Annotated in this window: 5 protein-coding genes and 2 pseudogenes; 2 read left to right on the top strand and 5 right to left on the bottom strand. The window is 70.7% G+C overall.

What is annotated here, in order from left to right; all coding sequences use genetic code 11:
• Both AB0J68_RS23085 and AB0J68_RS23080 read left to right on the top strand, forming a co-directional pair.
• A pseudogene (locus tag AB0J68_RS23085) lies at nucleotides 1-94 on the top strand (DUF448 domain-containing protein); the annotation flags it as partial.
• A gap of 368 nt (nucleotides 95-462) precedes the next feature.
• Nucleotides 463-1875, top strand: a complete 1413-nt coding sequence (locus tag AB0J68_RS23080) for a ricin-type beta-trefoil lectin domain protein (RefSeq protein ID WP_363940444.1) — start codon at nucleotides 463-465, stop codon at nucleotides 1873-1875.
• Between the two features lie 60 nt (nucleotides 1876-1935).
• On the opposite strand, the gene AB0J68_RS23075 is transcribed toward AB0J68_RS23080, so the two are convergent.
• The 5 genes and pseudogenes from AB0J68_RS23075 to AB0J68_RS23055 form a co-directional block, all read right to left on the bottom strand.
• Nucleotides 1936-2949: a LacI family DNA-binding transcriptional regulator gene (locus AB0J68_RS23075; RefSeq protein WP_363940443.1), complete on the bottom strand. Its 1014-nt coding sequence runs from the start codon at nucleotides 2947-2949 to the stop codon at nucleotides 1936-1938.
• 76 nt (nucleotides 2950-3025) lie between these two features.
• A complete protein-coding gene (locus tag AB0J68_RS23070; RefSeq protein ID WP_354857693.1) occupies nucleotides 3026-4753 on the bottom strand; it encodes an IlvD/Edd family dehydratase in 1728 nt (575 codons plus the stop codon).
• 49 nt (nucleotides 4754-4802) lie between these two features.
• Nucleotides 4803-4970, bottom strand: coding sequence for a hypothetical protein (locus tag AB0J68_RS23065; RefSeq protein ID WP_354857696.1), 168 nt, complete (start codon nucleotides 4968-4970; stop codon nucleotides 4803-4805).
• A 133-nt stretch (nucleotides 4971-5103) separates the two neighbouring features.
• Entirely contained in the window at nucleotides 5104-6621 is a 1518-nt protein-coding gene (locus tag AB0J68_RS23060) for an aldehyde dehydrogenase family protein (protein ID WP_363940442.1), read from the bottom strand.
• Nucleotides 6618-7050: pseudogene (locus AB0J68_RS23055) on the bottom strand (fumarylacetoacetate hydrolase); the annotation flags it as partial. The pseudogene AB0J68_RS23055 and the gene AB0J68_RS23060, both read right to left, overlap by 4 nt.

Below are 7050 nucleotides of genomic sequence, written 5' to 3'. Positions count from 1 at the left end.
CAGCCTCCGGCCTGATCCGCGCCGCAGGCTGCCGGGTCGGGGAGCGAACATGCACCCGGATCCGGCCTGCTTCGCGCTGGCGGTGCGGCGCCGACTGGAACATTCTGCGAGCCTGAGAACCATCGATCGCTGTGAACGTTCACATGATCCACTCAGCTCTGGAGGCGCCGCACGCGACCGTCAGGCCCACCCCCAGAAAATCAGCAGGATTTCCCGGAACCGTCCCGCCGGGCGTACCCGATTCCGAACACCCACTACTTCCGGAACAGCCGCGATAGTTGCGGCTCTGGTCGTGTCGCTGCTGCCCAATCTCAGCTCCGGCGGCGACTACGGTCTGCTGCCGTACCGGCCGGGTCTGCTGACGCTGCAACGCTGACGATCGGACAGCGCCGGGGCGGGCAGGTTCGGCCCCCGACCGAACCCGCCCGCCCCGCACTCATCCACCACCAGGAGGTACCGACAGTGCGAGGACTCGCAGACCACCCCCCGCCCTCGGGCGACACCCATGCCGACCGAGTGTCCTTCCGGTCTCGCGGACGGCTGCTCAAGCTCGCCGCGGCCGGGATCGCCGCCGCGGTCGGGTTGTTCACCATGACTGTGGCGACCGGGTCGGCGTCGGCCGCCGACAACCCGTACCAGCGGGGCCCGGACCCCACGGCGGCCAGCGTCACCGCCGTGAACGGCCCCTTCGCCAACACCTCGGTAAGCGTCCCGACCGGGTACGGCTTCAACGGCGGCCGGATCTACTACCCGACCGACACGAGCCAGGGCACCTTCGGGGCCATCGCGATCTCGCCGGGTTACACCGCGTTGTTCTCCGCCGAGCTGGCCTGGATGGGACCGTGGCTGGCCTCCCACGGCTTCGTCGTGATCGGCATCGAGACCAACAGCCGCAACGACTTCGACACGGCCCGCGGCACCCAGTTGCTCGCCGCGCTGGACTACCTGACGCAGCAGAGCCCGGTACGCGACCGGGTCGACCCCAACCGGTTGGCGGTCGCCGGTCACTCCATGGGCGGCGGTGGCGCGCTGAGCGCGGCCAGCCGGCGCCCGTCGTTGAAGGCCGTGGTCGGCATTGCGCCCTACTCGCCGTCGTCGAACCTGGCCAACGACCGGGTGCCTACCATGATCTTCGCTGGGCAGGCGGACACGGTGGTCACCCCGTCCTACGCCACCGGCCTCTACAACAGCCTCCCGAGCACGACGGAGAGCGTCTACGTGGAGGTCGCCGGCGCGGACCACGGGTTCATGGTCGGACGGTCGAACCCGGTGATGGTCCGGACCATGCTGCCGTTCGTCAAGATGTTCCTCGACAACGACGCCCGGTACAGCCAGTTCCTCTGCCCGCTGCTGGACTCCAGCGGCGTGGTCACCTACCGCAGCACCTGCCCGCTGCTGCCGTCGACGCCGACCAGCCCGACGCCGACCACCACCCCGACGAGCACCCCGACACCGACCCCCACCACTCCGCCCACCACTCCGCCGCCGGGCTCGGCCAGCCAGATCATCGGCGCGCAGTCCGGTCGGTGCGTCGACGTACCGAACGCCTCCCGCACCAACGGCACGCGGGTGCAGCTCTACGACTGCAACAGGCAGACCAACCAGGCGTGGACCTACACCTCAGGCAAACAACTCCAGGTGTACGGCAGCATGTGCCTCGACGCGGCGGGCACCGGCAACGGCGCGGCCGTGCAGATCTACACCTGCCACAGCCAGACCAACCAGCAGTGGAACATCAACTCCAACGGCACCATCAGCAACGTCCAGTCCGGACGCTGCCTCGACGTCTGGAGCACCGCCAACGGCGCCCAGCTCCAGCTCTACGACTGCCACGGACAGACCAACCAGCAGTTCCGGCTCGCCGCCCTGGCGTAACCCCGCACCGGGCGGGCTCGGCGTCACGCCGGGCCCGCCCTGCCGTGCGGCGTCCGCGGCTCACGTACCAGTCGGCGGCGCCGTGCTCTCACGCACCACGAGCGTCGGGACGACCAACGGCAGGGGCTGCGGCGCCGTGTCGTCGATGGCCTGGGTGACGGCCGTGATGGCCCGTCGACCGACCGCGCCGAAGTCCTGCTGGATCGTGGTCAACGGCGGAATCAGGTACGCCGCCTCGGGGACGTCGTCGAATCCGACGACGGAGATGTCCTGTGGCACTCGCCGTCCACGCTCGTGCAGTGCGCGCAGCACACCGATGGCCATCTGGTCGTTGGCGGCGAAGACCGCTGTGGTCCCGGGCATCTCGCAGATCCGCAGCCCGGCGACGTAGCCGCTGTGGGCCATCCAGTCACCCTGGACCGGCTCGGGCGGGCGTAGGCCCGCCGCACTCATCGCCGCCCGCCAGCCGTCGCGGCGGGCGCGGGCCTCCGCCCAGTTGAGCGGACCGGACACATGCACGATCTCCTGGTGCCCGAGGCCGAGCAGGTGGTCGGTCGCCATCCGGGCGCCGAGCACCTGGTCGACGCCGACGGTGACGCTGGCCCTGGACAGATCGCCCTCCACCACCACGAAGGGCACGCCGGATCGGGTCATCCGTACCACTTCGAGGGCCTCGTCGTTGCCGGCGATCATCACGACGCCCTCCACGCCGACGCGCATGAGGTGTTCGGTGGCGTCGCTGAGCGCCCGTACCGTCACCTCCGAAAGGCTCACCGAGGTGGCGAAGTAGCCGGCGGCTCGGGCGGCATCCTCGACGCTGCGGTGGATGCTCGTCGGACCGAACAGCGTCCTGGCCGTGCCGATGATGCCGATCATCCCGGAGCGTCCGCGCACCAGCGCTCGGGCGGCGGTGTTGGGGCGGTACTCGAGCCGTCGGATGGCCTCGAGAACCCGCTCCCGCGTCTCGCGCCTGATGGCGGGCGCCCCGTTGATGACCCGGGACACCGTCTGGTGCGACACTCCCGCCAGGCGGGCGACGTCCGCCATCACCGGTAGCCGATGGGCGGCGGTCACCGCTTTTTCCGCGTGAACTCGCACTGGCGGGCCGTCCGTTCTTCCATGAGTCGCTTCCTCGTACGTTCCGGGGCCGTCAGTGTGAGTGACGGGGCACTCCGCTGCCACTGCCACCGACGAGGAAGTCGAGGTCCGCGCCGCTGTCGGCCTGGAGAACATGCTCGCTGTACAGCCGCGTCCAACCTCGGTCGGCCACCGGTTGTGGTGGTTCCCAGGCGGAACGGCGCTCGGCGAGTTCCGCGTCGTCGACCAGGAGGTCCAGGCGGCGCGTGGTGACGTCGACGCGGACCAGGTCGCCGGTGCGCACCAGCGCGAGAGGTCCGCCCACGGACGCCTCCGGCGCCACGTGCAGGACGCACGTGCCGTAGCCGGTGCCGCTCATGCGGGCGTCCGAGATCCGCACCATGTCAGTGATGCCGTCGGCGAGCAACCGGCGGGGCATGGGCACGTTGCCCACCTCCGGGAAGCCGGGGTAGCCGCGTGGTCCGGCATTGCGGACGACGATCACCGTGTCGGCTGTGACATCGAGGTCCGGGTCGTCGGCGGCGACGACGTACTCCTCGATCCGGTCGAAGACGAGCGCCGGGCCGGTGTGCGTGAGGAGGTGGGGGGAGGCGGCGGAGACCTTCAGCACCGCCCCGGACGGCGCCAGCGACCCGCGCAGCACGACGGTGCCCGAGCCGGCGGGCTGGAACGGCTCCTCCAGCGTGGCGATGACGTCCCGGTTCCAGCACTGGGCGCCGTCGACGTTCTCCGCCACGCTCCTGCCGCTGACGGTGATGTGGTCCGTGTGCAGCAGCGGGGCGAGCTCCTTCATCACCACCGGAAGACCGCCCGCGTAGGCGAAGTCCTCCATCAGGTACGCCCCGGACGGCATGAGGTTGACGAGCAGGGGCACGTCGGCGGTGAGGGTGTCGAAGTCCTCCAACGACAGGGGCACGCCGAGGCGTCCGGCGATCGCGAGCAGGTGCACGACGGCGTTCGTGGAGCCACCGATCGCGGCGTTGACCCGGATCGCGTTCTCGAACGCCTCCCGGGTGAGCACCGAGGACAGCCGCTGGTCCTCGCCGACCATGGCGACGATCCGGCGCCCGGCGGCCTGCGCGAGCGCGTACCGCCGGGAGTCAACCGCCGGCACGGCGGCGGCCCCCGGCAGTTGTACGCCCAGCGCCTCGGTCACGCACGCCATCGTGGAGGCGGTGCCCATGGTCATACAGTGGCCCCGGCTGCGGGACATGCCGACCTCCGCCTCGGCGCAGTCGGCCGCGGTCATCCGGCCGGCCCGCATCTCCTCGGTGAAGCGCCAGACGACGGTGCCCGAGCCGATGTCCTGGCCGCGGAACTTGCCGTTGAGCATCGGGCCGCCGGTCATCATCAGCGTCGGCAGGTCGACGCTCGCCGCCCCCATCAGCAGGCCGGGAGTGGTCTTGTCGCAGCCGGAGAGCAGGACCACCCCGTCGAGCGGGTTGGCGCGGACCGACTCCTCCAACTCCATCGCCAGCAGGTTGCGGTAGAGCATGGTGGTGGGTCGCATGAGCGGCTCGCCCAGGCTCATCGCCGGGAACTCCAGCGGCAGACCGCCGCTCTCCCACACGCCCCGCTTCACCGATTCGGCCAGGTCGCGCAGGTGGGCGTTGCAGGGCGTCAGCTCCGACCAGGTGGTGGCGATGCCGATCACCGGGCGGCCGTCGAAGACGTCGTCCGCGAAACCCTGGTTGCGCATCCAGGACCGATGGATGAACCCGTTACGGCCTTCCGCGCCGAACCACTGCCCGCTGCGCAGCGATCGATTCGTCGTCGACATCAGCACACCTTTCTGTTCATCCGCCCGGATAGCTGGTGGGAAGGGCGGCTTACCGGAGGCCGCCGACGGACAGTCCGCCGCGCCAGTGTCGTTGCAGACTGAAGATCCCCTGCCAGAGGCCGAGGCCGACGGTCACCGGGAAGAGCCGGTTGTCCGAGAGCATGGCCAGGGGCAGGAAGTAGGTGTTCCAGGACGCCACGGCCGACCGGAGCAGCACAGTGACCACCGCGGGGCGCATCAGGGGAACAGCGATCTAAATGAACGTCCGCACCTCCCCCGCGCCGTCAAGGAATTCGCGTGCCGGCCGCGGGTGACCCACAAAGGCACCCGAAGGAGACCGGCAGACACGGTTATTCGGCCGCTGGCACCAACCTCCCGTCGACTCGCCGGGGAATGGCGGTGTACTCGTCGCGCAACTCCTCGGGAAGGATCCAGGCCGGGGCGTCCTGCCACGCCAGCGGGCGCAGGAACCGTCGGATCGAGGTGGCGCCCACAGACGTGTGCACGGCGTTCGTCGACGGCCAGGGTCCACCGTGGTGCTGGGCCCACGACACCCGGACGCCGGTGGGATAGCCGTCGAAGACGATGCGACCCGCGCGGGCGGCGAGCACGTCGACCAGCCGGCGTACGACGTCGACGTCGTCACCCGAGCCACGGTGGACGGAGCCAGTCAGCGACGGGGGTACGGCGTCCAGCGCGGCGTCGAGTTCGGCGGCGTCGTGATACCGGACCACGACCATGAGCGGACCGAAGCACTCGTCGGCGATCTCGGCGGTCAGCCCCGGCAGATCCACCTCCAGGAGCCTCGGCGCGGCGGTGAAGCCCGCGCCGGGGTCGACCTGGGCCCGTGCCGAGACCCGAGCACCGGCCCGCTCGAACTCCGTGGCCCGACTCTCGTACGCGTCCCGGATGCGCTCGTTGAGCAGGACCGTGTCGCCCGAGTTGGCGACCTTCTCCCGCAGGACGTCGACCAGCTGGTCACCACCCCGGTCCGCCGGGATGAACGCCAGGCCGGGCTTGGTGCACAGTTGACCGCCCGAGGCGGTGAAGGAGGCGAACAGACCCTCGGCGATCTCGTCACCCCGGTCGGCGGCCGCGGCGGGCAGGACGACGATCGGGTTCACGCTGCTCAGTTCGGCGTACAGGGGAATGGGGTCGGGTCGTTCGTCGATGGCCGCCTGGATGGCGCGAACGGCGTTGACCGAGCCGGTCAGGGCGGCCGCGCGGATCGCGGGGTGACGCACCAGCGAGCGGCCCGCCTGCTCCCCGTACACGGTCGCGATGACACCCTCGGGCCCGCCCAGCTCGCGGACGGCCGAGGAGATCGCGGCGGCGGAGGCGTGCGACGTCAACGGGTGCGACGGGTGGGCCTTCAGGACCGCGGGGCAGCCGGCGGCCAGCGCGGCGGCCGTGTCACCGCCGGCGACCGAGAAGGCGAACGGGAAGTTGCTGGCGCCGAAGACGGCGACCGGCCCGAGGGGTACGAGCATCCGCCGCACGTCCGGGCCGCGTCCGAGGGGTGTGTCGGCGGCGTGGTCGATGGCCGCCTCGACGTACGCCCCGTCGCGCAGCACATCGCCGAACATCCGGAACTGGACCGCGGCCCGGGTGAGTTCCCCGTCGAGGCGCGCGTGGCTCAGCCCGGTCTCTGCCTCGGCAGCCGCGACCAGATCCACCCGGTGGGCCTGGAGGGACGCGGCGATCGCGTCCAGCAGCTCGGCCCGGCCACGCCTCCCGAGGTCGGCCAACCAGCGCGTCGCCGGGGACGTCTGACCGGCGATCGTCTCCAGCCGAGACTCGTCGGTCTCGGTGAGATCCGTCGCGCGACGCTTGCCGTCGCGCGGATCGACCGTGATGACCACGTTCACAGCAGTCCTCTCCTTACCAGATTGCCCATGAGATCGCGGACGCCGAAGTGCCAGGGTTCGCACTCCTGGGCGTGCCGCACCCGGTTGACCAGGGTGCCGAGTGCCGGACAGCTGATCCGTACCACGTCGTCGACCTTGTGGGTGAAGCCCTCACCGGGGCGGTCCCGGTCCTGGATGGGCGCGAACATGGTGCCGAGCATCAGGGCGGCCCCATCGGGATAGTGGTGGTGCGGGCCGATCAACTGCCGCACCAACTCCTCCGGGGCGCGCGACATCCGGGTCATCTCCGAGACCGCCTCCAGCAGGAAGCCGTCCCCACCGTGGACCTCCAGGCGCACCTCGAGTTCGCGTATCCGCTCCATCCCGAACCGGTCGTCGAAGAGCCGGATCAGGGGGCCGAGCGCGCAGGAGGCGTTGTTGTCCTTCGCC

This window comes from Micromonospora sp. NPDC049580 (assembly GCF_040675595.1).
Taxonomy (GTDB): Bacteria; Actinomycetota; Actinomycetes; order Mycobacteriales; family Micromonosporaceae; genus Micromonospora.
The sequence above is the reverse complement of the archived record's forward strand: the minus strand, read 5'-3'. Positions and strand labels throughout refer to the sequence as shown.